Genomic DNA, 24416 nt, shown 5'->3' on the forward strand with positions numbered 1-24416 from the left:
CCTTCGTGGATATTGAGGACCGGCGGCGGCGCTTGGCCTGTGTCAGGCCGCGTCGGCAATACCGATCGCCGTCTTCTCGAACGGGTGAAAGCGCGGCAGCGCTTCGACACGCTTCAGCCAGGCGGTCACGTTGCCGTAGCCGAAGCGATCGACGTTCCCCTCGGGCGAGCGGGCGATGTAGCTGTAGAGCGCGACGTCGGCGATGGTCGGCCGGTCCGCCGCGATCCATGTCTTGCCGGCCAGTTCCGCGTCGATGAGCGCAAGAATGCTGTGGGCGCGCGCGATCACCTCCTTGGTGTCGAAGGGTGCGCCGAACACCGTCACCAGCCGAGCGGCGGCGGGGCCATAGGCGATCTCGCCAGCGGCCACCGAAAGCCAGCGCTGGACCGCGGCCGCGCCGGCGGCATCATCAGGCAGCCAGTCCGGCGCGCGGGTCTTGGCGAGATAGACCAGGATCGCATTCGAATCCGCCAGGATCAGTCCGTTGTCGTCGAGAACGGGGACCTGTCCGAACGGGTTGAGTGCAAGGAAAGCGGGCTGCTTGTGCTCGCCGCCGACGAGGTCGACATCGACGATGTCGGCATCGATTCCGGTAAGTGCGATGAACAGCCGGGCGCGATGGGAATGGCCGGAAAGCGGGAACGAGTAGAGCTTCATGGAACTGGTCTCCGTTGATAATGACGGAAGAATAATTGTTCCTGTTATTGTATGGAATTTCGATTATAAGAAAGAGACTGTTTCTTCCGGCGGAATAAAGGCGACGATATGGATCGGCTTCAATGCATGAAGGTCTTGGTTCGGGTTTCCGAGACGGCAAGCTTCGCGGAAGCGGCGCGGCAGCTGCACATGAGCCCGCCCGCCGTCACCCGCGCCGTGGCCTTTCTGGAGGACGCCACCGGGGCGCGTCTGTTCGTGCGATCGACGAGATCGGTCAAGCTCAGCGAAGCCGGCCGGCGCTATGCCGATGACTGCAAGCGTATCCTGGCTGAGATCGACGAAGCCGAGGCCTCGGCCGGCGGCTCGCACGCGACGCCCTCGGGCACGCTGACGATCACCGCGCCCGTGCAGTTCGGGCAGTTGCATATCATGCCGCTGATGACGGAGTTTCTCGACATCCATAAGGGCCTGACCGGACGCGTGCTGTTGTTCGACCGGATCGTCAGTCTGGTGGAGGAGGGGATCGATGTCGCGATCCGCATCGGCCGCCTGCAGGATTCCGACCAGACGGCGATCAAGGTGGGAAATGTGCGCCGCGTCGTCTGTGGCGCGCCCTCCTATTTCGAGCGTCACGGCGAACCGCGGACACCTGCCGATCTTGCCAACCACGCCACGATCGTCGCCACCGGTTCGTCGGCGTCGATAGACTGGCATTTCGCCCCCGATGGCGCCGCCGCCACGCTGCATCCGCGCCTCTATTGCAACACGGTCGACGCCGCCATCGCAGCCTCCGTCACCGGCTGGGGACTGTCGCGGCCGCTATCCTATCAGGTCAGCCGGCACATTGCCTCGGGTCGGCTGCGTCTGACGCTTGAAGATCACGAGGAAGCGCCGCTGCCGATCCATGTGGTCCATGCCGAGGCAAGGCACGTCTCGGCCAAGACGCGGGCCTTCGTGGATTTCGCGGTGGCGAAACTGCGGGCGCTGGAGATGTAGGCGGCGAACGTAACCCAAACGCGAAAACGGCGCCGCGAAGGCGCCGTTTTGGGGACTTCCTGCGTTCCGCTATTAGCGGAAGGCGCGCGAAGCGATGTTGTGGATCTGGTATCGGCTTACGCCGATGTCTGCGAGGGCCTGGTTGGAGAGGCTGCCGAGTTCGCTGACGGTACGGCGGTAGCTGAGCCAGCTCTTTGCGATGCGGATCGGGTTCATGGTGTAGTTCCTCAAAATCAATTCAGTGAGCGGCGCGATTGCCGTCTCTGTTGTTGATCTTGATATAGGTGATCCCTGTCATATTGTGCAGTGCAATTATTAGGCGCCTGCCATGCAATTGTGCACGGCTATGCACAGATAAAACGCAAGCGTTACTTTTTGAGCAGGAAAAACGCGCGGCTTTGGCGCAACTCTGGCGTTAACGAGACGCCGAGACAAAAGAAAACGCCCGTTGCCTGATGGCAGCGGGCGTCTTGGTGAGGCGATCGGCCTGGGAGGAAGCGAATCGCCCTGAGATCAGCGAGGATATTAACGAACGGCTTCGCGAGCGACGCGCTGGATGTCGGCGCGGTCGATGCCGAGGTCGTGCAATTCGCGGTTGGTCATGCGGCCGAGTTCGGTCACGGTCTGACGATACTTGCGCCAGGTGTTGAAAGAGCGAGAAATGTTCATGTCGGTCCCCTTTCCGAGGGCTTGCGTCTGCCAGCTGCCGCCTATCGGCGCTGACCTCTGTCTGATGAGCTGTATATATATTGCACCGCAAAGAGCTAACAGAGACAAGAATTCAACGCACATATGCGTCGGCTGCATTTCTCAAGCTGTAAATCGCACGATTCCGCCATATTCTGGTCAATGAATAGGCAAAAAGAACGATAGCCGGGCATTGGGCCGCCTGGACTTGCCGGACGGAACGAAGACGCCCGCCGGATGAGTTATCCGGCGGGCGTCCATTCGTCTGACCGGCAACTGGGAGGAGGATGTTGTCGGTCGATCGGGCTGTTTTTGGGAGGATAGGTCCACATCCCGATCATTTGGGCGGAAATCATATCCGAAAGCGTCCGGTAATCCGGTCCGGGTACATCCCGGGTTGCACTCATGCTCAATGACTTTGAGTGATATAGTGCGATGCAGTAAATCGGTCGTCTCCATGCGCAATATGCATGGCATGTCGGATGATAGCGGCAAAGTCTTGCCGGGCGATTAATGTGGCCGCGGCTTGATCCGTGAAGGAAATCGCCAGGGAGCCGTTTCCTCAAACGCCAAACCACGTCTATAAGGTTGAAAATCACGCGCGCCAGAGGGCGCGCGGTTTGCGGGGTAGGGCATGTATCGCGGACGTCTGGAGAGGGATTTGTCGCTATGGGTCGGCAAGGGGTTGATCACCGAGCAGACCGCGGACGCGCTGCTGCGGGACTATGATCGGCGCCCGGCAAGCTTCAGCCTCGGCAACGTGCTGATGATACTCGCCGCCATCCTGCTCGCCGCCGCCATCCTTCTGGTGGTCGCCTCGAACTGGGAGGCGATACCGCGTCTCGTCAGGATGTTCTTCATCCTCGCCTTGATCTGGTCGGTCCATCTCGGCGCCGGCGCCGCGCTTGTGCGCGGCCAGATCGCGGCCGCCAACGCCCTTTTGGTGATCGGCACGCTCTCCTTCGGCGGCGCCATCTCGCTGGTCGGGCAGATGTATCATCTCTCGGGCGACGAGCAGACGGTCATGTATGTGTGGTTCGCCATGGCGGTGGTTTCGGCCATCCTGTTCCGCTCGGGGGCTGTGTCGGGCGTGGCGGGCTTCCTGTCATGGGGCAGCTTCGCGATCTATCTCGGCAACTCCGACATGCGCCTGATGACGATCGATTCATGGGCGGCTCCCGTCATGGCGGCGATTGTCATAGCATTGGTCCGCTATACCGGCGCCGGCCGCGTTCGCCATCTTGCCTATCTCCTGCTGCTGGGCTGGCTCGCCTGGCTCTACACGCTGAACTCCGGCCTGTGGCTGGCACTCATCTACGTCGTTGGCGGCATGGCGGTCTTCGTTCTGGTCAGCCTGCCGGTGGCGAGGCTGTCCTCGCTGATCGAGGGTGCAGGCGCAGCGCCCGCCTTTTATTCCTTCCTGCTTGCCGTCATCGGCCTGCTTCTGTTGCATGTCGAGCTCGACGCCAGCAGATGGGTTCTTTTGCTTGGGATCGTCACGCTGGCCGCATCCGTTCTGGCGATCGCGCTGCAGGGGCGTGACAACGGCGCCGTCCGCTATCTGGCCTACACGGTCTTCGCCGTCGAAATTCTCTATCTGGGCTCGGTGACCGTCGGCTCCATTCTCGGCACGTCGGGGCTCTTCCTCTGCGCGGGCCTGTTCGTCGCGGCGGTGGCGTGGATCGTCATCCGTCTTGAAAGACGATTTGCCGGCAAGGCGCGGGGGGCGGTCCAATGAGCCTATTCTCCTTCAAGGGCTATTCGAAACGCCGCTGCGTCACGGCAGCCGTCACGGTGGCGCTGCTGCAGACGGCGGTGCTCGGCTACATCGTTCAGAGCCGCGCCTCGCTTTTGCGCAATGGAACGCAGGTGCTCCTGAAGACCGCCCCGGTCGATCCGCGCGACTTCCTGCGCGGCGATTACGTGGTGCTGAACTACGACATATCCTCCGTGCCCGTCTCCTCGATATCAGGCGGCATGCCGAAGGAGGCGGCGCAGCGCAGCCTCTGGGTGCGCCTGAAGCCGGGAGAGGGCGGTTTCTGGCAGGTCGCCGAATCATCCTTCGAGAAGCTCCCGCAAGCCGACGGTTCCGTGGTGCTGCAAAGCCAGCCCTTCTACAGTTATGGCGAGACCTCGCAGGCCGAGACCATCCGCGTCGAATATGGCATCGAGCGTTACTATGTTCCCGAGGGGGCGGGACTTGCGCTCGAAGAGGCGCGCCGGGATGGTCAGGTGTCGATCACCGCAAGCATTGGCGCCAATGGCGTGGCGCAGATCAAAAGCCTTCTGGTGGACGGCAAGCCGGCCTATGAGGAGCCGCTTTACTGAGTTTGACCCGCCGACGGCTGAAGTCCGCGCGGCAGGGGCTAAAATCGCTGTCATTTGGCCTTCATTTTTCCTTTGCCTCCTCCAAATCGGGTGTTATAGAGACGCCGCGCTCCGGAAGGCCTCATGTGCAGGCATATGCATGCGGTTTTTGAGAACGCGGGTATGGTGAAATTGGTAGACACGCCAGATTTAGGTTCTGGTGCCGCAAGGCGTGGGAGTTCAAGTCTCTCTACCCGCACCAAAGCTGGCTTGCAGGCGAGGGACCGAAAACGGTGCCCCTCGATTGCCCGGAGCCAAGCGCCGTTCCGCTCACGCAGAACGAAGAAGAATTGAGAACAGGCCACGCCCGGCACTTTCCGGCGTCGTGCTCATCGAAACGAACGGCGTCTGGGCACGGCCGCCACGAATTGAAGGTAGGAACACATGCAGGTTATCGAAACGCTCGCTGAAGGGCTGAAGCGCGAAATCAAGGTCGTAATCCCGGCCAAGGACATGGAAACCAAGATGAACGAGCGTCTTGCCGACGTGAAGGACAAGGTCCGGATCAACGGCTTCCGTCCGGGCAAGGTTCCGGCCGCTCACCTCAAGAAGGTTTACGGCAAGTCCATCATGGCCGACCTCGTCAACGAGATCGTCCGCGAACAGCCGACCTCGATTCTGGCCGAGCGCGGCGAAAAGTCCGCCACGCAGCCTGAAATCGCGATGACGGAAGACAAGGACGAAGCCGAACTGATCCTGTCTGCTCAGAAGGATTTCGAGTTCACGCTCTCCTACGAAGTTCTGCCCCCGATCGAGCTGAAGTCCGTCAAGGGCGTCAAGATCACCCGCGAAGTCGTTGATATCTCGGACGAGGAAGTCAACGAGCAGGTTCTCAAGGTCGCTGAAAGCGCCCGTTCCTACGAGACCAAGAAGGGCAAGGCCGCCGACGGCGACCGCATCACCATGGACTACGTCGGCAAGGTCGACGGCGTTGCCTTCGACGGCGGCACCGACCAGGGCGCCGAACTCGTTCTCGGCTCCGGCCGTTTCATCCCGGGCTTCGAAGAGCAGCTCGTCGGCACCAAGGCTGGCGACGAGAAGACCATCACGGTCACCTTCCCGGCTGACTACCCGGCCAAGAACCTCGCCGGCGCCGAAGCCACCTTCGATGTCACCGTCAAGGACGTTGCCGCTCCCGCCGACGTCGAAATCAACGACGAACTGGCCAAGAAGCTCGGCCTGGAATCGGCTGACCGCCTGAAGGAAATCGTTCGCGGCCAGATCGAATCGCAGTACGGCTCGATGACCCGCCAGAAGGTCAAGCGTCAGATCCTCGACCAGCTCGACGAAATGTACAAGTTCGAGACCCCGGCCTCGCTCGTCGAAGCCGAGTACAACGGCATCTGGAACCAGGTTGCCAACGACCTCGCACAGTCCGGCAAGACCTTCGAAGACGAAGACACGACGGAAGAGCAGGCTCGCGAAGAGTACAAGAAGCTCGCTGAGCGCCGCGTCCGCCTCGGCCTCGTTCTCTCCGAAATCGGCGAAAAGGCCGGCGTCGAAGTCAGCGAAGACGAAATGCAGCGCGCCATCTACGAGCAGCTGCGTCAGTATCCGGGCCAGGAAAAGCAGATCCTCGAATTCTTCCGCAGCCAGCCGGGTGCGGCCGCTTCGATCCGCGCGCCGATCTTCGAAGAGAAGGTCATCGACCATCTGCTGACCGAACTCGACGTCACCGACAAGAAGGTCACCAAGGAAGAGCTGCTCGCCGACGAAGAAGGCGAAGGCTCCGAGAAGGACGCCAAGAAGGCCGCTCCGAAGAAGAAGGCTGCTGCCAAGGCTGAAGCCGCTGAAGGCGAAGAAGCCGCTCCGAAGAAGAAGGCCGCTCCGAAGAAGAAGGCTTCCGAGGAAGGCGCCGAGTAATCTCCGACCAATCTGGATTTTGATGAACCCCGCCTCGTGCGGGGTTTTTCATTTTGGGCGATGTTTCGGGGGCAAGCTTTGCGCGGGTGAGGGTGCTTGCGCTGTCGGAAGGGCCGCGATCAGCCCGCCCGATGCGCATGGGTGAGCTCGTTGACCTTCTTGATATGCGAGACCGCCGCCTGACCGCCCGCCGTCTTGGTGAAGAGCTCCAGCGTCTCGTCCTCGTGATCACCGACAGGTGTCAAGGCCTGGTCCATATAGGTCTTGGCATTCTTGTCGCGTGAAATCATCAAGGCGGTGACCGCCAGCCGCGCGATCGTGCCGCCGAGCTTCAGGTGCTTGGTGATCGTCTCGCCGACGAAGCGAGGCCAGAAGACCAGCGCGCGCTCGCGTGGCATGTCGGGCCGGCGCTCGGACGGATGCTTCAACCGCAACAATCCGCTCTGTAGCGGATGCACGTTTTCCAGCGGCACGGTGGTCGCGAACGATACCAGCACCTTGACCAGCCGCGCCAGCGGCACCCCTGTCGCCACCGCCCGGCGCAGCAGCGTCTTCATATGCTCAGGCGAATAGTAGAGCGACCAGGCTTCCTGATAGATGCTCTCCCACTCCTGCTTGCTCATCTTCGGATGTTCGGTGCAGACGTGCTCGACATCGTAGATGTTGAGATCCGGATCCATCGCCACGCCCTTGCGGAACAGCGTCTGGTGATCTTCCGAGCCGGGCAGTGGGGTCAGTACGAAGAACTCGATCACATCGAGCGGCAATTCGTGCTGGATGATCGCGATATCGCGGCGGATGGTATCAGGTGTATCGGCCGGAAAGCCGAGGATATAGCCGGCCAGCGTCATGATGCCCTGCGCCTTCCAGGCGAGCAGCATCTTGCGATATTCGGTGATCTTGTTCTGGTTCTTCTTGGCCGCCGTGAGATTGTCGGGATTGACGTTCTCCAGCCCGATGAACACGCGGGTGACGCCGGCGCGTTTCGATTTCTCGATGAAGTTGGGAATCTTGTGGCAGAGCGTATCGACCTGGATCATCAGGCCGAGCGGAATGCCATCCTTTTCACGCAGCTCGATCAACCGGTCGAAGATCGCTTCCCAATCCTTGTTGCGGGCGAAGTTGTCGTCGGTGATGAAGAACTTGTGGATGCCCTGCGCCCAGTTCATTCGCACCAGCTTCTCGACATCATCAGCCGTGCGGAAGCGCGACTTGCGGCCCTGCACGTTGATGATGGTGCAGAAGGAACACTGGTAGGGACAGCCGCGCCCGGCGTCGAAGCTGGTGCTCAGTCCAAGCGTCTGCGCGACATTGGTCTTCGGCAGGAACGGAACCGCGGCACCTTCGATGCTCGGCAGGTCGTTCATGAAATTGTAGAGCGGCGCCAGCGTTCCCGACGCCGCGTCCTGCAGCACCTTGTCGAGCCGCCCCTCGACTTCGCCCGCGAACATCGAAATGCCCATCTCGCGGCATTCGTCGAGCCCCACGGCGTGGCCGTCGAGCATCGACAGGCATCCGGAGACATGAAAGCCGCCCATCGAGACGGGAATGCCGGCTTCGCGGAAAGGCCGGGCGATATCGAGCGCCCGCGGATACTGGTTCGATTGCACGCCGACCAGCGCGACCATGCCGAAATTGTCGTTTGTTTTCAGCTGCCGCAGCAATGCCGATGTGTTCACCCGGGTATTGGTCTCATCGATGACGGTGATCTCGATGCCGACACCCGGCCCGAGCACCCGCCGCTCGGCGCAATCGGCGGCAATTCCATAGAGCGCCGCAAGCGAGTTGGATGGGATCATCGCCCGCCACCAGCGGATGACATAGCCGTCGTCGTCATAGTGCGACGGCTTGATGAGGATGAGCTGGAAATTCCGGTCAGTCGTCTCGGATTGTTCGCGCACGGTCACTCGCTGATTAGAGAGCCCCCCAAGTGGCGTGAACGCTATCAGACGCAGCCGATTATACAAGCTGCGCCTATTACGAGCTTGTCAGGCGCCGCAATGCCTTCATGGAGCCCGTGAAAACCGGACCGATGTCCATTGCCGCGCTTGCGGACCATGGCGACAGCGCATGGTCCGCGAGCGAAAAGCTCAGAGCTCCGACTTGATGTCACCCATCCGGTTCCAGGCATCGAGGCCTGCGATCTTGTAGGCTTCGGCGAGAGTCGGATAGTTGAACGTGTTCTCGACGAAATACTCGACCGTTCCCTTGAGGTTGAGCACCGCCTGGCCGATATGCACCAGCTCGGTCGCGCCTTCGCCGACGATGTGGACGCCGAGCAGGCGGCGCGTCTTGAGCGAGAAGATCAGCTTCAGAAGACCGGTATCGAGGCCCATGATATGGCCGCGCGAGGTCTCGCGGAAACGCGCGATGCCGCATTCGTAGGGAATGCCGCGTTCCTTCATCTCTTCTTCCGTCAGGCCGCAGGTGGAAATTTCCGGCACGGCGTAGATGCCGTAGGGGAAGTATTTCGGCGGCTCCTTGGCGACCGCGCCGACGGCGACGCGCGCCGCGATGCGGCCCTGTTCCATCGACGTCGAAGCAAGGCTCGGGAAGCCGACGACGTCACCCGCCGCGTAGATCCCGGACACCGAGGTCTCGAACGTCTCGGGATTGACCTTCAGCCGGCCACGGCTGTCCGCCTCCAGGCCCGCCGCCTTCAGGTTCAGCGCATCGGTGGCGCCCATGCGACCGGCCGCGAACAGCACCATGTCCGTCACCAGTCGGCGACCATTGTCGAGAATGAGCTCGACCTTGCCGTCATCGAGCTTCGTGACCTTGTCCGCCTTGGTGCCGAGCATGATCTTCATGTTGCGGTCGCGAAGCTGGTAGGTGAAGTCCTCGACGATTTCCTTGTCGATGAAGTCGAGCATCGTCGACTTCGGATCGATCAGCGTGACGGCGGTGTCGAGCGCGCTGAAGATCGTGGCATATTCGATGCCGATGACGCCGGCGCCGATGACGACCATGGAGCGCGGCAGCTCCTCGATATCGAGAAGCTCGTCGCTGTCGAGAACCGTTCTGTTGTCGAAGGGGATATAGTCGGGCCGGAACGGCTTGGTGCCGACCGCAAGCAGGATGCTGCCCGCCGAGACGCGCATCACTTCGCCGTCGTCCTTGACGATTTCAAGCGTCGAGGCATCCACGAAGCTCGCCTTGCCGCGCAGGTGCTGCACGCGGTTGCGGGCGAACTGGTGCTCGAGCACCTCGACTTCGTGGTCGAGCGTGATCAGGAGGCGTCGGCGCAGATCCTCGGCGCTGATCTCCTGCTTGACCCGGTAGGCCTTGCCGTAGAAACCGCGCTCGCGCCAGCCGGAGAGATTGAGCGCCGTCTCGCGCAACGTCTTCGACGGGATCGTGCCGGTGTGCACGGAGACGCCGCCGACGCGCTTGCCCTGTTCAATGACGAGCACCTTCTTGCCGAGCTTGGCGGCCTGGATAGCACCGCGGCGACCGGCCGGGCCGCTCCCCACAACAACGAGATCGTATTGAAACATTGAGCCTGGTCCCGATTGGAAAGCTGGAATCATTTTGCGACGCAAAATGGCGCGTTCACAGGTATCCGGTCAATGTTGCAGATTGATTTACGCCCGAATATTAGGAATGGGCGAGGCAAACTTGGGGCGGGATACATCGGCCGATGAAGTCCTTCGCCGACGATGAGAAAGAGCAGGTCCGCCCACAATAGCCGGCTTTCGCGGCGCGAGGAAAATTCGCCCGGCGTTTTCAGATCAGCCGCAGCCCCTTGAGGCTGACATGGCCATCCTTGCCGATGATGATGTGGTCGTGCACCGTGATCCCAAGCGGCTTTGCGGTATCGATGATCATCTTGGTCATGTCGATATCGGCGCGCGACGGTGTCGGGTCGCCGGACGGGTGGTTGTGGACCAAAATGATCGCGGTGGCCGAAAGCTCCAGCGCGCGGCGCACCACTTCGCGCGGATAGACAGGCGTATGATCGACCGTGCCATGCCCCTGCACTTCGTCGGCGATCAGCGCGTTGCGCTTGTCGAGGAAGAGAATCCGGAACTGCTCGCGCGTTTCATGCGCCATGGCGGCGTGGCAGTATTCGATCACGGACGACCAGGACGACAGCACCTGCTTGCCGCGCAGTTCGCTCTTCAGCGTCCGATGCGCGATCGCCGAGATCAGCTTCAGGTCGAGCGCAACCGCCTCGCCGACGCCCTTCACCTCCTGCAGCAGCGCGATCGGCGCGCCGAAGACGGCTGCGAGCGATCCGAAGCGCTCGAGCAGGGCCTTGGCGATCGGTTTCGTATCGCGGCGCGGGATCAGCCGGAACAGCATCAGCTCCAGCATCTCGTAATCGGCAAGCGCGGTATCGCCATGATCGCGGAAACGCTGGCGCAGCCGCTCGCGGTGGCCGTGGTAGTGCTCTTCCTTGGCAGGCGGTGCCGTGAGCGCGGCAGGCTTGCCGGCCTGCTCGGCGAAAAAGGACCGCTCGTCCATGCCATCGTCCTCGTCCGCCGCGAAAGGCAGCCCAAGGTCTTCGGAATGGGGAACCGGTCCTTTTGCCATCAGCGGCTCATTTTGTGAGGGGGGGCAGGCCCGGGCGGTCCAGTCCGCCGGGCGACAGCGTGAAGATCTCGCAGCCATCGGCGGTGACGCCGACCGTGTGCTCGTATTGCGCCGACAGCGACCGGTCGCGGGTAACGGCGGTCCAGCCATCGGCCAGCACCTTCACATGCGGGCGGCCGAGGTTGATCATCGGCTCGATCGTGAAGATCATGCCCTCGCGCAGTTCCGGTCCCTCGCTGGCGCGGCCGTAATGCAGGATATTCGGGCTGTCGTGAAACAGCGCGCCGACCCCGTGGCCGCAGAAATCGCGCACCACCGAGCAGCGCTCGGCTTCGGCATAGGTCTGGATCGCCTCGCCGATGGCGCCGGTTCGCGCACCGGGGCGCACGGCCGCGATCCCGCGCATCAGCGATTCATAGGTCACCTCGAGCAGCCGCTCGGCGGCGCGCTTGACCGTGCCGACCGTGTACATCCGGCTGGAATCGCCATGCCAGCCATCGACCACATAGGTGACGTCGATATTGACGATATCGCCCTCGCGCAAAGGCTTGGCATCAGGAATGCCGTGGCACACGACATGGTTGATCGAGGTGCAGGTGGATTTCGTATAGCCGCGGTAATTGAGCGTCGCCGGAACCGCGCCGTTCTCAAGCCCGAAATCGAAGACGAACCGATCGATCGCATCGGTCGTGACACCCGGCTTGACGATATCGGCGAGCGCATCGAGACACCGGGCGGTGACCTGGCACGCCTTGCGCATGCCCGTGAAGGCATCGGCGCCGTAGAGCCTGATGGCGCCGGTATTCTTGGATGGCGCGGAGGAGGCTTCGATATAGTTTACCATTGCGGGGGCCTTAGCGGAAATTGTCGTCATACATAATGCAGCTATGCCGGGTTCGTCCATTGCGATCAATGGGGGAGGCCGATTTAAGGTACCACGCCCTCATCGCACGGGAACCCGATCCAGCCGCCCGGCACCAGCAAGCCGGAAAACGAAAACGGCGCCCTTGCGGAGCGCCGTTTCGCAGTCCTGCCGAGGCAGAAACCGAAATCAGTTGGCCGAGATGTTGACGGCCTTCGGGCCCTTGCCCATGCGATCCGGCTCGGTGTCGAAGGTAACCTGCTGGCCTTCGCGGAGCGACTGGATGCCGGAAGCCTGGAGAGCGGAGATGTGAACGAATACGTCCTTCGCACCGCCATCAGGAGTGATGAAACCAAAACCCTTGTCCTGGTTGAAGAATTTTACGACGCCTTTGGTGGCCATTGGGATAGGTCCTTTTCCCTGTAGTCTGTCTGGTATCCATCCCCCCGAAAGGAAATGGACGGCTTTCACTTTCGCGCTCCCTCATCTTAACTCAGCGCGCGAAGGGTCAGTCGAGTAGTTCACGAACGGGGAAAGAACGTCTACGCACGTGAGGTCCCCCCACGCCACCCTCCCGCGGGGAGGGCTCAGCCACATCAGTCCAGTCACCGGCATGCAAATGCCCGAGTACACAATTGGTGCCAGTAAACGGAGCAAAATGCAAGCGACATTATTCTGACACCTGCCGCTCCAAACCGGGAATGGCCAAAGATTCAAGCACTTGACGATTGGTAACCGCGAGCCGCCACCGCTGGCCCATTCCTGGAATCCGTCTCGCAACGGCACGCTTTCATGCCCGATCGATGCGAATGCCCAGACGATGGGCGACTGCCCGGTAAAGGCGAGCCGGATTCCCGGTAAAGGTGAGTGGGGTCAGCGCGCGGCGCCGGCGCCGAGCTTCTGCTGCACCATGTCGGCGCTTCCGCGTACATAGGAGACCGTGGGCTTGCCGGCGGCGTCTGCGACCGCGTAGGCGATGATCGTCACGTCTTCCTCATAGGTCGAGACATAGAGCACCTGGGCGGGGTTGACGTAGATCGTATGATTATGGGTGTTCTTGAAGCCGACGAATGCCATGAAAGTCTCCTGCGTGTCTCGCGGTCAGATATGCCACGCGGGCGTTGACGCAAGTTTAACGCGATGTCGGCGGGCGGGGCGCTGGGGGCGCTGGGGCGCCGGGGCGGTGGCGATCGCGATCGCGATCGCATCAGGGTGTGGCCTGCGCTTCCTCCCGCGGGTGCCCGAGGAACGATGGCGCTTTCTCGGCGATAAGGGCAAGTGTCTCATCAAGGCAGGCGAGCGCCGGGGCGTTGCCGACAAGGCAATCACGGGCGATCGACACCGTGTTGCCGCGCAGGCCCGGCGTCAGGAGGTCAAGGAGCCGGAACATCGCGCCGTGCTCCCCATCGCGGGCGTCGGCGCAGACCATCCCGGCCCAGCCGAGATAGTCGCTGAAGCAGGGTGTGTATTCCGAGGGCAGCGTATGGACGCAGGCGAGCTTGCATCCCTTGACGGCGATGCGCTGGCAGGCGCGAGCGCGGCGGCAGCGGTTGATCGGGCAGGTTTCGACCGGCATGGACAGCATCTCCGATGTCCTCGCCGCCAGCGCAACGATCAACTCGAGACCGAGGCGGTCCCTGAGGTCCTTGCCGGGATTTTCATGAGCGTGCTGCGGCATTGCGGTCCTCTTCGGCTCCGGCGCGCGGCGATGCCGTCACGCGGCTGGTTTCACCCGTGGTTTGCTGGTTCAGGCTTCACTCGGACGGGGCGCTGGAAATCACCTCGATTGAGTAAAAAAATATGGTGCCTTCCAGCACCCCGTTCGGCGGTTTATGAACGCAACTCCGGTCTCTCTGCCTTTCCGCCCAACTTCGCGGCGGAACCATGTGTGCCTCACAGGCACGTCCGGGCTCGACCCGGACCCGTCTTGCGACAGGACCCGTCGTCACCGGAGGGAGACCATTTTCTGCGAACCCCGGATGAGAGAGCTTGCGTCCTCCTCAAACACCCGGCGCCGACCCCACCTCGCCGGCACGCCTGCCGGTGTATCCGCGGTGGGGTGAGGGGATGATGGCATGGGTGGGGAGGGTGGGGAAAATTGGGGCAGCTATTTTCTTGAAAGAATGGCATACGCCCGTCCGCAACCAGCCTGCAAAAAGACTGGCAGTTCTTGACACGTAGACGGTCGATGGTCGGCATCAGAGCACGGCCGAACGTTAGCCCATTTCGAGCTCAAGCCAAATGTGGGCTATTGGCGGTATTTGTGCATATCGCAGACTAGATATCCGCAAGTTTACATACTACAACGCCAACGACTGGTTGTGATGTCATGTGCATCGCACTAAAGAAGATAAGTGTGTCGATGCGGGGGTTGCAGTGGAATATCAGGCTTACTCTATCCGTAAAATTCTGGATGCCGCCACCAGCGGCGAAATACGAATACCTGCATTCCAGCGTGGTTTTGTATGGGAGATGGATAGAGTAGCCCATCTCCTCGACAGCATCTACAAGGGATATCCATTCGGCTCACTTCTCTTTTGGCGCACCAAGCAGCAACTAGCTGCTGAGCGTAGGCTGGGCACCTTTATATTGCCTGCTCCACAGGCCGAGTATCCGATCGACTACGTGCTTGATGGCCAGCAGCGTTTGACATCAATCTTCACTGTATTTCAGAATGAGCTAAAGCCGGAACCCAATCCTGAGTGGACGGACATCTATTTCGACCTAAATGCAGGCGACAACCCTCAAGACAGTGCCTTCCTAGCGCTGGAAAACGTCGAGGAGGCAGAGCGTCATAGATATTTCCCGATGCGTGTCTTGTTTGATTCTGTTGGCTACCGAGCCAACACTGATCATCTGGACAAAGCAAAAATCGCGGTCATCGACAAGCTGCAGGAGAAGTTCAAGGAAGTCACAATTCCGGTTCAAGTCCTGAAGAGTGAGGATCGTTCGATCGTCGCAATTGTGTTCGAGAGGATTAACCATCTGGGCGTCGCGCTGGATACAATGCAACTTCTGTCTGCGTGGACGTGGAGCGAGGATTTTGACCTTCTGGATAAATTTCGCGACCTGCGGGACGAATTGTCAGACTTCGGGTTTGCCGGCGTGGGAGACGACTCCGATCTTATCCTGAGTTGCGTTGCTGGAATTTTGGCAAAGGAGCCCGGCCCCGAAACGCTCCTAGCCCTAAATGGAGCAGACGTCCGTGCGCAGTTCCCACGTGTCGAACAAGGCATACGTGGTGCGATCGACTTTCTGAGAACGCAGCTAAAGGTGGTGAATCTAAAGCTCCTACCTTACCCGTCCATGCTTGTACCGCTGGCAGTGTTCTTCGCCGAGCCCGAGGGCAAGGACGTCGTGTATAATTCCGCGACCTATCAGCGTTTGAAACGGTGGTTCTGGCGGACTTGTTTTTCTGCTAGATATTCCAGTCAGACACGCAAGACGACCATTCACGATATTCAGCAGGTAGAGCTTCTAAAAAATGGTCAACCAAATACCTTTGGCGATATTGATGTGAAGATCGACGAAACATTCTTCAGGAATTCGTTTCGTGTCGGCGCAGCCGCTACCAAGACATTTGTGTTGTTATTGTCTAATAACTCGCCAAGAAGCTTGTTGTCCGGCAAGCAAATCGATTTAGACAAAGTGCTGCAGAGCTACAATAGATCTGAATTTCATCACACTTATCCGCGAGCATTTTTGCGAGACCAGGGATATGAAGAAGCATCTATAAATATGCTGGCGAACTTCTGCTTTCTAAGCGGCGCAGAAAATAGGAATATTGGCAAGAAAAAGCCCTCGGTTTACCTGAGCGACTTGGGAGGCCCAGAGCATAATATCGAGGAGACACTCGCGTCCGCTTTCTGCAAAGCCGAGGAGTTTAACGACGACTATGAGTTTTTCTTGAAGGGTCGGCTGGCACGGCTTGTTGCCTTCGCGGAAAAACTAATGGGCTGATACTAAAATGAATGACGTTTCTCGATAACGTCAATTTGGTACCCTTAACATAATCGTTTTACTCACGCCCTCGATTGTCGGGCCGAGGGGGAAAGAGGCGCTTGTCCGTGCAACGACTTGAAGGCTCTCGCAGCTGGCAGCCTAAAACCTCTCCGGCCACCGCTGCGCCGCATGGAAAACCGCAATGATCTCGACGTGCCCTGCGTTGAGCCGATAGGCAACGATGTAGGGAATATCCGCCAGAGCCAGTTCCCTGGTGCCGGCTATTCGGCCGGGACGTCCCATGTCGGGCTGATCACGCAGGAGATCAATGGCGGCGGCAAGTCGGGCGATGACGCGTTGAGCGGCAGCGGGGTTATCCTGCCCGATCCATTCACCGATGTGCCTTAGATTGCCGAGCGCGCGCCTTGTGTAACGGATTGGCGGCATCAGGCGCCGCGCGTTTTTACGCCATACTTGGCGAAAACCGCGTTCACCTCGTCTTCGCTCGCAAATTCTCCCCGGTCGGCTTCCGCGAGGCCGGCCTCGATTTCGGCCAACTGCCACTCCTCGCGGGCGAGAAAATCCTCGATCGCATCGGCGGCGACGCTGTCGGCTGGTTTCGACAGCTTGTCGGCCAGGCGGTCGAGGCGGGCAGCAGTTTCCTCGGGAAGATGGACGGTAATCGCATTCATGGAGAACCTCCGGTTCAGGCGATTATGGGAGTTTGGTCAGTGGCGTCAAGCTGACACCCTTTACCTTCCCGGCCGCCCCGTCTTGCCCTTCGTCCGCTTCTGCCTCTTCACATCGCCCGCATCCTCATAGCTGCCGACACCGGTCTTGCCGCGCACCAGGGGGCGCGGGTCGTCGCGGTCGGGTTGGCCTTCGAGGAGGGGGGAGAAGCGCTTGGTGCTCTTGGCGGCGTCGGGCTTTTCCGGGAGCTTGCCTGATACGGGCTTTTCGGTGCGGCCGACGGTCATTTCGTCGAGGTCGTTCCGACGGAATGTGCGTGAGGGGATGGCGGTATCGGTGCCTGGGCCCATGTCGTCGAGGGTCGGCTTCTGGAAGAGGGAGGTGGCCTCGGTGTTCGCGGCTTTCCCCTCCCCAACCCTCCCCACAGGGGGGAGGGAGCCGGTTGAGGTTGCCGATGGGTTGAGGGACTCGCGGGTCGCCTTGGCGTTCCGCTTGATGCCTTCCATGGCCTTGGACTCCTCGCGCGCCATCGGGTCGTCCATCACGGCGAGTTCGGCGGCCTTGAGGCGTTTGATTTCGTCGCGCAGGCGGGCGGCTTTTTCGAAGTCGAGATCGGCTGCGGCGTCGCGCATCTGTTTTTCCAGCGCGTTGAGATGGGTCTGCAGGTTGCCGCCCACGAGGTTGCCGCCGTCGGCGAAGCCCTTGCCTGACACACCGGAGATGTCGGCGCGGACGTGGTCGCGTTCATAGACGCTCTCGAGGATGTCGGAGATCTTCGCCTTCACCGATTCCGGGGTGATGCCGTGTTCGGTGTTGTAAGCCACCTGCTTTTCGCGGCGGCGGGCGGTTTCGTCCATGGCGCGCTGCATCGAGCCGGTGACGGTGTCGGCATAGAGGATGACCTTGCCGTCGACGTTACGCGCCGCGCGGCCGATCGTCTGCACCAGCGAGGTCTCGGAGCGCAGAAAGCCTTCCTTGTCGGCATCGAGAATGGCGACGAAACCGCACTCGGGAATGTCGAGGCCTTCGCGCAGAAGGTTGATGCCGACGAGGACGTCGAAAGCACCCAGACGAAGATCGCGGATGATCTCGATACGCTCCAGCGTGTCGATGTCCGAGTGCATGTAGCGGACGCGCACGCCCTGTTCATGCAGGTATTCGGTGAGGTCCTCGGCCATGCGCTTGGTGAGCACGGTGCAGAGCGTGCGGTATCCCCTCGCGGCGGTCTCGCGGATCTCGCCAAGGACGTCGTCGACTTGGCTGCGGGCGGAGCGGACCTCGACCGGCGGGTCGATCAGGCCGGTCGGGCGGATCACCTGCTCGGCGAAGACGCCGCCGGACTGGTCGAGTTCCCAGCCGCCGGGGGTGGCGGAGACGGCGACCGTGTCGGGGCGCATCGCGTCCCATTCCTCGAAGCGCAGCGGCCGGTTGTCCATGCAGGACGGCAGGCGGAAGCCGTATTCGGCGAGCGTTGCCTTGCGGCGGAAGTCGCCCCGGTACATGCCGCCGATCTGCGGAATGGTGACGTGGCTTTCGTCGATGAAGAGCAGGGCGTTGTCGGGGATATATTCGAACAGGGTCGGCGGCGGCTCGCCGGGGCTGCGGCCGGTGAGATAGCGCGAATAGTTCTCGATGCCGGCGCAGGAGCCGGTGGCCTCAAGCATCTCGACATCGTAGCGGGTGCGCTGCTCCAGGCGCTGGGCTTCCAGCAGGCGGCCGGCCTTTTCGAGCTCGGCGAGGCGCAGGCGCAGCTCTTCCTTGATCGCCTTGATGGCGCCGTTCAGCGTCGGGCGCGGGGTGACATAGTGGCTGTTGGCGTAGATCTTCACGCTCTTAAGGTCGCCGGTCTTCTGGCCGGTGAGCGGGTCGAACTCGGTGATGGCGTCGATCTCGTCGCCGAACATGGAGATGCGCCAGGCCGCGTCTTCCAAGTGGGCCGGGAAGATTTCGATCGTGTCGCCGCGAACGCGGAAGGAGCCGCGGACGAAATTGATGTCCTGGCGCTTGTATTGCTGCGCCACCAGGTCGGCCAATAGTTGACGTTGGTCCAGGCGATCGCCGACTTCCATCTGGAAGGTCATGGCGGTGTAGGTCTCGACCGAGCCGATACCGTAGATGCAGGAGACGGAGGCGACGATGATGCAATCGTCGCGCTCGAGCAGAGATCGGGTGGCGGAGTGGCGCATGCGGTCGATCTGCTCGTTGATCGAACTTTCCTTCTCGATGAAGGTATCGGAGCGCGGCACATAGGCTTCCGGCTGGTAGTAGTCGTAGTAGCTGACGAAATATTCCACCGCGTTGTCGGGGAAGAAGTTCTTGAATTCGCTGTAGAGCTGCGCCGCCAGCGTCTTGTTCGGCGCCAGGATGACGGCCGGGCGCTGCGTGGCCTCGATCACCTTGGCCATGGTGAAGGTCTTGCCGGAGCCGGTGACGCCGAGCAGCACCTGGCTGCGGTCGCCATTGTCGAGGCCTTCGACGAGGTCCTTGATCGCCGTCGGCTGGTCACCAGCAGGTGAATATTCCGAGTTCATGCGGATCTCGATGCCGCCTTCGGATTTCGGCGGCCGGGCAGGGCGATGCGGCGTCCACATCTTGCCGTCCTTGAACAGCGGATTGCCGCTTTCGATCAGCGCCGAAAGCGCCTCCACCGTGGCGGTCACGGCAGTGCCGGCCTTCAGCGCGGCGGCGTCTTCCAAGGAGACGTCGAGGCCGGAGACCGGGTTGAGGCCGGCCGCCGCGCGCGTCTTCGGGTCGGTCGAGCCGCCCATGGACGTGCCTCTGGCGGATTTGGACGCCGCGATCTCCACCTTCTTGCGGTGCTTGCCGGCCTTGGAGGCGATCTGCCGCTGCGTCTCGACGCCGGATGCCTCGGCATCGGCCTCCAGCTGCTTCACCCAATCGGCGACGGAACCCTCGAGCGGGGCGCCTTCGAACGCGGATTGGGGAGCTTCCTCGAAACCATCGGGGGCGGGGGAGTTTTTCGGAGATTTGGCCATGGCCGGAATATGGAGAGAGTCAGCGGGAAATGGAAGAGGCAAAGAGTACAAAAGGGAAACGGATTTGTCCGCGTCCGGCCCCTGAACGCCTGTGGTCACGAAATGGCCCGGTGATATTGCATCGCGGCAAAAATGCGGTCTATAACGGGCGCACTCACCACGGACCCGGTGAAACTCCGGGTGGCTCTTCTGGCCGCCGATCCGCCAGACAACGCAAAACCTGCACGCCATTTTTCGACCGCCCGTCCGGGCGCGTTGGGCCACGCTTTGCGAGATATCATCAACATGCACGTATCCTCCCTCCGCCGGGATTGGTTTTCCAATCCGACACGCGAAATGCTTGCCGGCGCCGTCGCCACCTTCGCGCTGATCCCAGAGGTCATCGCCTTCTCCTTCGTCGCCGGCGTCGATCCGCAGGTCGGCCTGTTCGCCTCCTTCGTCATCGGCATCGTCATCGCCTTCACCGGCGGCCGTCCGGCGATGATCTCGGCCGCCGCCGGCTCCGTGGCGCTGGTCGCGGCGCCGCTGGTCAGCTCCCACGGGCTGCCCTATCTCTTCGCCGCCGGCCTGCTCGCCGGCATCATCCAGATCGTCTTCGGCCTGCTGCGGCTCGGCGTCCTGATGCGATTCGTGTCGAAATCGGTGCGCACCGGCTTCGTCAACGCGCTGGCGATCCTGATCTTCGGGGCGCAGCTGCCGCATATCATCGGCGGCGACTGGATCGCCTATGCGATGCTGGCCGCCGGCCTGGCGGTGATCTACATCGCGCCGCGCATCACCACCGCCATTCCGTCGCCGCTGATCTGCATCCTGCTGTTGACCGTCGCCTCCGTCGGCCTGCAGCTGCCGGTCCTGACCGTTGCCGATCTCGGCAAGCTGCCGGATTCGCTGCCGGTCTTCGCCTGGCCGCAGGTGCCGCTGACCCTGGAGACACTTCGCATCATCGCCGGCCCGGCACTGGCCATCGCCATGGTCGGCCTGCTGGAATCGATGATGACGGCGAGTGTCGTCGACGACCTCACCGACACCACCAGCGACAAGAACCGCGAATGCGCCGGCCTCGGCATCGCCAACACCGCCGCCAGCCTTTTCGGCGGCATCGCCGGATGCGGCATGATCGGCCAGACGGTCAGCAACGTGAAATATGGCGGCCGCGGCCGTCTCTCGACGCTGTTCGCCGGCGCGCTGTTGCTGATCCTCATGGTGCTCCTCAAGCCGTGGGTCTCGCAGGTGCCGGTCGCGGCGTTGGTCGCGATCATGGTCATGGTGTCGATCGACACCTTCGACTGGTCGTCGGTCAAGACCATGGTGGTGCATCCGAAGACGTCCAGCATCGTCATGCTGGCGACCGTCGTCGTCACCGTCTTCACCGCCAACCTGGCGCTCGGCGTCACCGTCGGCGTCCTCCTGAGCGGCGTCTTCTTCACCTTCAAGGTCGCCAGGCTGCTGTCGATCCGCAAGCAGACGGACGAGGCAGGCGAGCGCATCGTCTACCATGTCGCCGGCCAGGTCTTCTTCGCGTCCGCCGACGTCTTCATCGACGCCTTCGACATCGCCGATGCCGAGGGCATGGCGGTGACGATCGACCTCACGCACGCGCATTTCTGGGACATCACCGCCGTCGCGGCGCTGGACCGGGTGGTGCAGCGCTTCAAGGCGCACGACGTTGCCGTCGAGGTGATCGGCCTCAACGAGGCGAGCGCGACGCTGATCGGCCGGCTCGACAATGCGCCGAGCCTGAAGGAAGTCTGAGCGCATCGCGCCGGGACCGACAAGGCGGTCCCGGCCTTCCTGCGCGATTTCGCCGGCGATATCCCGGAGGCGAAGGCGAGGGTGCTCCATGCCGTGCAGCAGCCGTTCAACAAGGCGTTGCTGGCGGGCAAGACCACGCAGGCGGCATGGCGCTCGAAGCCGAGCTGGTATGCGGTATCGACGGAGGATCGGACAATCAACCCGGATCTCGAGCGCTTCATGGCCAAGCGCATGAGCGCCCGGACCATCGAGCTCAAATCCAGCCATCTGTCGATGATCTCGCATCCCGACGAGATCACCCGGATGATCGTCGAGGCGGCCGGCGGCCGCTGAGCTGACGCCGCATGAGTGAACGTCGCGGTCCGATCAGGACCGCGACGAGAACAGCGAGGCGACGGTGGATTTCGGCCTGTCCGGCAGGCTGGAGACGACTTCCAGCTGCTGGATGTCGCCGCGCTTGAAGGCGGCGAGGAAGCGCTTGTAATCCTTGAAGGAGATGCAGCCGTTGGAATCGCCCTTGGCGCCAAGCATATAGGTGTGGGCGAGCAGGCCAACACGGTCGAACACCTTGCCCGCGCCGCCGATTGGATTGAGCCGGATCGCGGCCACGCCGTGGAACAGGCTTTCGCGCATGCTCAGCGTATAGATATGCGGCGGCGTCGGACCGCGCATCTTCTCGCGGATGTAGCTTGGATTGTCGCGCATCTTCCCAAGACCGGAATGCGCCTCGAGGCGTTCTCCATTCGGCAGGTAGACCATGCCCGCCGAGATGTCATAGACGGCGACGCCGGCGCGGGCGACGGCCTGGCGCTTCGGCACAACCGGGATTTCACCCTGATCGTCGGTGACATCGGGCCGCGCGTAGGCGAGGACCGGTTCGGCCGGCCGTGTCGCGCCGTCCTTTGCAGGCGCGCGCTTCAGCATTCCGTCCGGACGGGCCATCGGCAGCGGCGCGGACGCATCGCCTTCATTGAGGACGAGGCCGAATGCCTGGCTGCTGTTGGCGCTCACCGCCGCGCCGGTATTGGTGGCGACGCTCGCGACTTCGGCGGCAGCGGGCTTGGCGGGCGCGGCCGCGACGCTGGCCCTCGGCTGGGCTTCAGTCTTCGCGGACGCCGCCAGCGCCAGCAGGGCAGGGGCTTCGAGCGCCGCGACTTCGGCCTTCGACGGAATGATGATGCGATCTTGCGAGGATGCGCTGGCAACGGTTTCTTCCGCTGGCGGGTTCGTCGTCACGGACGGCTGGGCGGCCGCAACCGGGGCCGCAAAGGTGACGCTGGTCACCTTCTGCACGGGCACGGTGTCGGCGATGACGGGGGTGGTGCTGCCGGCGAATGCCGCCTTGATCGCGCCCGGCGTCAGGGCCCGACGGTTTTCGGCCGCCGTGTAAGCCTGCAGGCGCGAGAACTTGGAGACGCGGATGTTGCGTTCCTTGACAGCGGCGGGGCGTTCCTTGAAGGCGGCTGACACCGCGACGTGCTGCACCAGCGCGACGTCGTTGGCGGCGCTCTTGTAGGGCGGCGGCGCGGCTGCGGGCACGGTGGCGATCGATGTCACGACCCATGCCGAGGCGGCAAAACTTGCGCCGATGAGCCCCGCCCCCGAGATGAGGCGGAATAAGCGACTGAAACGAGAAATGGGCGTACCTACTGGCCTGGTATTGGCAAACACATCGACCGCAAACGCCATGACACTCGTCTTTCACAACTCGTTACTGAGGCCGGCGGTACACGGAAACGGATACTTCTTCGCCGGGGCCGGTAATGGGGCATCGGGGCCAAAATGCGGCCTTCCATGCTTTCCGGTTGACCTGGAGAATGACGAATTATGGTAACCAAACCCTTTACGACGGCGTCGCCCGTTGTGAAATTCTTCACCTTGTCCGCTAACCATGTTGTTCTTGTTCGCTTTTTTCTAATGTGGCGCGGACTGGCCAGTCGATGTGGGGCTATGTCACCGATTTCATGTAAATATTAGCGGGAAACTATATTGCGATTGTGCTATGAAGTGGCATCGAGGGCTTCCGAGGGGAGACGCCGATGTCTTCGGCACAAGCAGCACCTGGCAACGACATTTCGCCGGCCTTGCTGGTGGATGCGATGTTCGCCGTCCGCAAGACCGCCGCCATCAAGGCGGCGATCGAACTCGACCTCTTCACCGTCATCGGAGCGGGCCAGACGGCCAAGGCGGCGGCATCGAAGATGCGATGCGCCGAGCGCGGCGTCCGCATTCTGTGCGACTATCTCGTCGTCGCGGGCTTCCTGACCAAGAGTGGCGACGTCTACGCGCTGACACCGTCGAGCGCCGTGTTCCTCGATCGCCATTCGCCCGCCTATATGGGCTCGGCGATCGATTTCATCGCGGCGCCGCAGATGCTCTCGCTCTTTCTGACCGACCCCGCCGCCTGCGTGCGCAATGGAGGCGCGGAAGGATTGGCGAACCTCTCGGCGGATAATCCCGTCTGGGTGCGCTTTGCCCGGGCCATGGGCGCCTTTACCGGCGGGGCGGGCAGGACGCTTGCCGCCGACGTCGCGGCATGGCCGTCACCGCCGTCAAAGGTGCTCGATATCGCCGCCGGCCCCGGCTACTTCGGCATCGAGATCGCCAGGGCCATTCCGCGGGCGCGGATCGTCGCGCTCGACTGGAAGCCGGTGCTGGAGCTGACGCGGGAGAATGCGACGGCATCAGGCGTCGCCGATCGGTTCAGCTTCATCGCCGGCAGCGCCTTCGATGTCGACTGGGGCAGCGACTACGATCTCATCATGCTGCCGAACTTCCTGCATCACTTCGATATCGCCGGCTGCGCGGAACTGCTGAAGAAGGCACGCCCAAGCCTAAGCGCCACCGGCAAGCTGATCGCCGTCGAGTTCGTCCCCAACGAGGACCGCGTCTCGCCCGACTTCCCCGCCGCCTTCGCCTTCGAAATGCTGGCGACGACACCGAATGGCGACGCCTACACTGCGTCAGACCTGCGCGAGATGGCGTCGATGGCGGGCTTCCGCGACATCTCGATCAGCCCGCTGCCGCCATCGCCGGCGAGCGTGATTGTGTTTGAGTAGATTGACGTC

General features: G+C 62.0%; 22 protein-coding genes, 1 tRNA gene, 1 pseudogene and 1 other annotated feature. Of the genes and pseudogenes, 10 read left to right on the top strand and 14 right to left on the bottom strand.

Features of this window, described 5'->3' with window-relative positions:
- Window positions 1-42 precede the first annotated feature (42 nt).
- The gene (locus GGQ67_RS09075; protein ID WP_183899818.1) at window positions 43-657 is read right to left on the bottom strand and encodes a glutathione S-transferase family protein; all 615 of its coding nucleotides are present in this window, start codon (window positions 655-657) and stop codon (window positions 43-45) included.
- Between GGQ67_RS09075 and GGQ67_RS25485 the strand changes: the two genes are divergently transcribed.
- Window positions 656-787, top strand: a complete 132-nt coding sequence (locus GGQ67_RS25485) for a hypothetical protein (protein WP_281393569.1) — start codon at window positions 656-658, stop codon at window positions 785-787. The genes GGQ67_RS09075 and GGQ67_RS25485 overlap by 2 nt on opposite strands.
- On the top strand, window positions 784-1653 hold the full coding sequence (locus tag GGQ67_RS09080; protein ID WP_246400145.1) for a LysR family transcriptional regulator: 870 nt from the start codon (window positions 784-786) through the stop codon (window positions 1651-1653). The genes GGQ67_RS25485 and GGQ67_RS09080 overlap by 4 nt, the downstream gene beginning before the upstream one ends.
- Window positions 1654-1725: 72 nt before the next feature.
- Here GGQ67_RS09080 and GGQ67_RS09085 read toward each other — a convergent pair whose 3' ends face one another.
- A complete protein-coding gene (locus tag GGQ67_RS09085; RefSeq protein WP_183899820.1) occupies window positions 1726-1869 on the bottom strand; it encodes a DUF1127 domain-containing protein in 144 nt (47 codons plus the stop codon).
- A 309-nt stretch (window positions 1870-2178) separates the two neighbouring features.
- The gene (locus tag GGQ67_RS09090) at window positions 2179-2322 is read right to left on the bottom strand and encodes a DUF1127 domain-containing protein (protein WP_183899821.1); all 144 of its coding nucleotides are present in this window, start codon (window positions 2320-2322) and stop codon (window positions 2179-2181) included.
- 652 nt (window positions 2323-2974) lie between these two features.
- On the opposite strand from GGQ67_RS09090, the gene GGQ67_RS09095 reads away from it, so the two are divergent.
- From GGQ67_RS09095 to tig, 4 genes are all read left to right on the top strand, one after another.
- Window positions 2975-4078, top strand: a complete 1104-nt coding sequence (locus tag GGQ67_RS09095; protein ID WP_183899822.1) for a DUF2157 domain-containing protein — start codon at window positions 2975-2977, stop codon at window positions 4076-4078.
- Complete coding sequence (locus GGQ67_RS09100) at window positions 4075-4668, top strand: GDYXXLXY domain-containing protein (protein ID WP_183899823.1); 594 nt, start codon at window positions 4075-4077, stop codon at window positions 4666-4668. Before GGQ67_RS09095 ends, GGQ67_RS09100 begins: the two co-directional genes overlap by 4 nt.
- A 156-nt stretch (window positions 4669-4824) precedes the next feature.
- Window positions 4825-4909: transfer RNA gene (locus GGQ67_RS09105), tRNA-Leu, on the top strand.
- Between the two features lie 182 nt (window positions 4910-5091).
- Window positions 5092-6570, top strand: coding sequence for a trigger factor (tig, locus tag GGQ67_RS09110; RefSeq protein WP_183899824.1), 1479 nt, complete (start codon window positions 5092-5094; stop codon window positions 6568-6570).
- Between the two features lie 119 nt (window positions 6571-6689).
- On the opposite strand, the gene GGQ67_RS09115 is transcribed toward tig, so the two are convergent.
- From GGQ67_RS09115 to GGQ67_RS09145, 7 genes are all read right to left on the bottom strand, one after another.
- The gene (locus tag GGQ67_RS09115) at window positions 6690-8471 is read right to left on the bottom strand and encodes a radical SAM protein (protein WP_183899825.1); all 1782 of its coding nucleotides are present in this window, start codon (window positions 8469-8471) and stop codon (window positions 6690-6692) included.
- A 189-nt stretch (window positions 8472-8660) separates the two neighbouring features.
- A complete protein-coding gene (gene sthA / locus GGQ67_RS09120) occupies window positions 8661-10067 on the bottom strand; it encodes a Si-specific NAD(P)(+) transhydrogenase (protein WP_183899826.1) in 1407 nt (468 codons plus the stop codon).
- 229 nt (window positions 10068-10296) lie between these two features.
- On the bottom strand, window positions 10297-11106 hold the full coding sequence (radC, locus tag GGQ67_RS09125) for a RadC family protein (RefSeq protein WP_183899827.1): 810 nt from the start codon (window positions 11104-11106) through the stop codon (window positions 10297-10299).
- 7 nt (window positions 11107-11113) lie between these two features.
- Window positions 11114-11950 carry a type I methionyl aminopeptidase gene (gene map, locus GGQ67_RS09130; protein WP_183899828.1) on the bottom strand — a complete coding sequence of 279 codons (837 nt, stop codon included), beginning with the start codon at window positions 11948-11950 and terminating at the stop codon, window positions 11114-11116.
- Window positions 11951-12157: 207 nt separating this feature from the next.
- Window positions 12158-12370, bottom strand: coding sequence for a cold-shock protein (locus tag GGQ67_RS09135; RefSeq protein WP_018900054.1), 213 nt, complete (start codon window positions 12368-12370; stop codon window positions 12158-12160).
- A gap of 471 nt (window positions 12371-12841) precedes the next feature.
- Window positions 12842-13045: a hypothetical protein gene (locus GGQ67_RS09140; RefSeq protein ID WP_183899829.1), complete on the bottom strand. Its 204-nt coding sequence runs from the start codon at window positions 13043-13045 to the stop codon at window positions 12842-12844.
- 130 nt (window positions 13046-13175) lie between these two features.
- Window positions 13176-13646 carry a hypothetical protein gene (locus GGQ67_RS09145; protein WP_183899830.1) on the bottom strand — a complete coding sequence of 157 codons (471 nt, stop codon included), beginning with the start codon at window positions 13644-13646 and terminating at the stop codon, window positions 13176-13178.
- Window positions 13647-14344: 698 nt separating this feature from the next.
- On the opposite strand from GGQ67_RS09145, the gene GGQ67_RS09150 reads away from it, so the two are divergent.
- Window positions 14345-15928 (top strand): GmrSD restriction endonuclease domain-containing protein, encoded by a 1584-nt coding sequence (locus GGQ67_RS09150; RefSeq protein ID WP_183899831.1) that lies wholly within the window; start codon window positions 14345-14347, stop codon window positions 15926-15928.
- Between the two features lie 141 nt (window positions 15929-16069).
- Here GGQ67_RS09150 and GGQ67_RS09155 read toward each other — a convergent pair whose 3' ends face one another.
- Genes GGQ67_RS09155 through uvrB form a run of 3 tightly spaced genes read right to left on the bottom strand, consistent with a single transcriptional unit; the run spans window position 16070 to window position 19596 of the window.
- On the bottom strand, window positions 16070-16357 hold the full coding sequence (locus GGQ67_RS09155; protein WP_183899832.1) for a type II toxin-antitoxin system RelE/ParE family toxin: 288 nt from the start codon (window positions 16355-16357) through the stop codon (window positions 16070-16072).
- On the bottom strand, window positions 16357-16602 hold the full coding sequence (locus GGQ67_RS09160; RefSeq protein WP_183899833.1) for a CopG family ribbon-helix-helix protein: 246 nt from the start codon (window positions 16600-16602) through the stop codon (window positions 16357-16359). The genes GGQ67_RS09155 and GGQ67_RS09160 overlap by 1 nt, the downstream gene beginning before the upstream one ends.
- A 60-nt stretch (window positions 16603-16662) precedes the next feature.
- The gene (gene uvrB, locus GGQ67_RS09165) at window positions 16663-19596 is read right to left on the bottom strand and encodes an excinuclease ABC subunit UvrB (RefSeq protein WP_183899834.1); all 2934 of its coding nucleotides are present in this window, start codon (window positions 19594-19596) and stop codon (window positions 16663-16665) included.
- 158 nt (window positions 19597-19754) lie between these two features.
- Window positions 19755-19810: a sequence feature (sul1 is cis-regulatory element that is thought to sense ions involved in sulfur or methionine metabolism; They are found in Alphaproteobacteria), on the top strand.
- A 71-nt stretch (window positions 19811-19881) separates the two neighbouring features.
- On the opposite strand from uvrB, the gene GGQ67_RS09170 reads away from it, so the two are divergent.
- Together GGQ67_RS09170 and GGQ67_RS09175 are read left to right on the top strand one after the other, a co-directional pair.
- On the top strand, window positions 19882-21348 hold the full coding sequence (locus GGQ67_RS09170) for a SulP family inorganic anion transporter (protein WP_183899835.1): 1467 nt from the start codon (window positions 19882-19884) through the stop codon (window positions 21346-21348).
- Between the two features lie 33 nt (window positions 21349-21381).
- Window positions 21382-21681: pseudogene (locus GGQ67_RS09175) on the top strand (alpha/beta hydrolase); the annotation flags it as partial.
- A 33-nt stretch (window positions 21682-21714) separates the two neighbouring features.
- Here the strand turns inward: GGQ67_RS09175 and GGQ67_RS09180 are convergent.
- Complete coding sequence (locus GGQ67_RS09180; protein ID WP_183899836.1) at window positions 21715-23037, bottom strand: DUF2778 domain-containing protein; 1323 nt, start codon at window positions 23035-23037, stop codon at window positions 21715-21717.
- A 350-nt stretch (window positions 23038-23387) separates the two neighbouring features.
- On the opposite strand from GGQ67_RS09180, the gene GGQ67_RS09185 reads away from it, so the two are divergent.
- Window positions 23388-24407, top strand: coding sequence for a methyltransferase (locus GGQ67_RS09185; RefSeq protein ID WP_183899837.1), 1020 nt, complete (start codon window positions 23388-23390; stop codon window positions 24405-24407).
- The last annotated feature ends 9 nt before the right edge of the window (window positions 24408-24416 follow it).

The sequence above is a fragment of the Rhizobium metallidurans genome (genome assembly GCF_014196505.1).
Classification (GTDB): Bacteria; Pseudomonadota; Alphaproteobacteria; order Rhizobiales; family Rhizobiaceae; genus Rhizobium; species Rhizobium metallidurans.

Coding starts and splice junctions, on each gene's coding strand:
- GGQ67_RS25485 (WP_281393569.1), top strand. CDS start 656: ATGGAACTGGTCTCCGTTGATAATGACGGAAGAATAATTGTTCCTGTT.
- sthA (WP_183899826.1), bottom strand. CDS start 10,067: ATGTTTCAATACGATCTCGTTGTTGTGGGGAGCGGCCCGGCCGGTCGC.
- GGQ67_RS09100 (WP_183899823.1), top strand. CDS start 4,075: ATGAGCCTATTCTCCTTCAAGGGCTATTCGAAACGCCGCTGCGTCACG.
- GGQ67_RS09170 (WP_183899835.1), top strand. CDS start 19,882: ATGCACGTATCCTCCCTCCGCCGGGATTGGTTTTCCAATCCGACACGC.
- GGQ67_RS09075 (WP_183899818.1), bottom strand. CDS start 657: ATGAAGCTCTACTCGTTCCCGCTTTCCGGCCATTCCCATCGCGCCCGG.
- GGQ67_RS09145 (WP_183899830.1), bottom strand. CDS start 13,646: ATGCCGCAGCACGCTCATGAAAATCCCGGCAAGGACCTCAGGGACCGC.
- GGQ67_RS09080 (WP_246400145.1), top strand. CDS start 784: ATGAAGGTCTTGGTTCGGGTTTCCGAGACGGCAAGCTTCGCGGAAGCG.
- map (WP_183899828.1), bottom strand. CDS start 11,950: ATGGTAAACTATATCGAAGCCTCCTCCGCGCCATCCAAGAATACCGGC.
- GGQ67_RS09155 (WP_183899832.1), bottom strand. CDS start 16,357: ATGCCGCCAATCCGTTACACAAGGCGCGCGCTCGGCAATCTAAGGCAC.
- GGQ67_RS09085 (WP_183899820.1), bottom strand. CDS start 1,869: ATGAACCCGATCCGCATCGCAAAGAGCTGGCTCAGCTACCGCCGTACC.
- uvrB (WP_183899834.1), bottom strand. CDS start 19,596: ATGGCCAAATCTCCGAAAAACTCCCCCGCCCCCGATGGTTTCGAGGAA.
- GGQ67_RS09160 (WP_183899833.1), bottom strand. CDS start 16,602: ATGAATGCGATTACCGTCCATCTTCCCGAGGAAACTGCTGCCCGCCTC.
- GGQ67_RS09180 (WP_183899836.1), bottom strand. CDS start 23,037: ATGGCGTTTGCGGTCGATGTGTTTGCCAATACCAGGCCAGTAGGTACG.
- GGQ67_RS09095 (WP_183899822.1), top strand. CDS start 2,975: ATGTATCGCGGACGTCTGGAGAGGGATTTGTCGCTATGGGTCGGCAAG.
- tig (WP_183899824.1), top strand. CDS start 5,092: ATGCAGGTTATCGAAACGCTCGCTGAAGGGCTGAAGCGCGAAATCAAG.
- radC (WP_183899827.1), bottom strand. CDS start 11,106: ATGGCAAAAGGACCGGTTCCCCATTCCGAAGACCTTGGGCTGCCTTTC.
- GGQ67_RS09090 (WP_183899821.1), bottom strand. CDS start 2,322: ATGAACATTTCTCGCTCTTTCAACACCTGGCGCAAGTATCGTCAGACC.
- GGQ67_RS09140 (WP_183899829.1), bottom strand. CDS start 13,045: ATGGCATTCGTCGGCTTCAAGAACACCCATAATCATACGATCTACGTC.
- GGQ67_RS09135 (WP_018900054.1), bottom strand. CDS start 12,370: ATGGCCACCAAAGGCGTCGTAAAATTCTTCAACCAGGACAAGGGTTTT.
- GGQ67_RS09185 (WP_183899837.1), top strand. CDS start 23,388: ATGTCTTCGGCACAAGCAGCACCTGGCAACGACATTTCGCCGGCCTTG.